This window comes from Pseudomonas sp. P5_A2_2 (genome assembly GCF_054177685.1).
On the sequence record NZ_JBGCUL010001331.1, the window covers coordinates 1 to 1,049 of the forward strand.

General features: G+C 54.5%; 2 protein-coding genes. Both read right to left on the bottom strand.

The window, feature by feature from the left end; genetic code table 11:
- Nucleotides 1-872, bottom strand: an 872-nt coding sequence (gene bamA, locus ACXRVY_RS31195; protein ID WP_458239233.1) for an outer membrane protein assembly factor BamA, incomplete at its 3' end; no start/stop codon positions are given.
- Nucleotides 873-946: 74 nt separating this feature from the next.
- On the bottom strand, nt 947-1,049 hold a 103-nt coding region (locus ACXRVY_RS31200; RefSeq protein WP_458239234.1), incomplete at its 5' end, for a hypothetical protein.

Here is a 1,049-nt window from a genome sequence, read left to right on the forward strand (position 1 = left end):
TTTTGCACCAGCAGCAGGGACTTGACCTGGTCTTCAGGGACTTTCAGGTCACCGCTGAGCTTGACGTCACGAACGGTGTACTTGTCGCCTTCGTTGACGTTGACCGTGATGTAGACGTGCTTCTTGTCCGGTGTAATGGAGACCTGGGTCGAAGCGATATCCATGTTGATATAGCCACGGTCCAGGTAGTAGGAACGCAGACGCTCCAGGTCACCGGACAGTTTTTCACGGGCGTACTTGTCGTCGTTCTTGAAGAACGACAACCAGTTGGTGGTTTTGAGTTCGAACAGGTCGATCAGGTCTTCATCGGGGAAAACCGTGTTGCCCACCACGTTGATGTGCTGGATAGCGGCAACCGTACCTTCGTTGATGTTGACCTTCAGGCCGACGCGGTTACGCGGTTGCGGCACCACTTCGGTGTCGACGGTAGCCGAGTAGCGACCCTGGGCGACGTACTGGCGCTGCAATTCGTTACGCACACCTTCAAGGGTGGCACGCTGGAAGATCTCGCCTTCGGCCAGACCGGATTGCTTGAGGCCTTTCATCAGGTCTTCAGTAGAGATCGCCTTGTTACCTTCGATCTCGATACTGGCAACAGACGGGCGCTCGACTACCGTGATGACCAGGACGTTGCCATCGCGGCCCAGCTGGATATCTTGAAAGAAACCGGTTTTGAACAACGCACGAGTGGATTCCACCAGGCGACGATCATCCGCCTGTTCACCGACGTTCAACGGCAAAGCACCAAAGACGCTCCCCGCGGAGACCCGCTGGAGGCCATTGACGCGAATATCAGAGATAGTGAAGGACTCGGCGTGAACTTCGGCGATCATCAATACGGTGAGAACCGCAGTTAGCAGCAGACGTTTCATGAAGTCCTTTCTTATTCCAACTGGCAATAAACAAACTGCCGCAAAATGCGGCAGATTCGCAATTCAGCGAAGCGTTACAATCGACCCAGATCATTGACCAGAGCAAGCAACATCACCCCGATCACCAAACTGATACCGATCTGTACCCCCCAACCTTGCACCCGATCCGACAAGGGA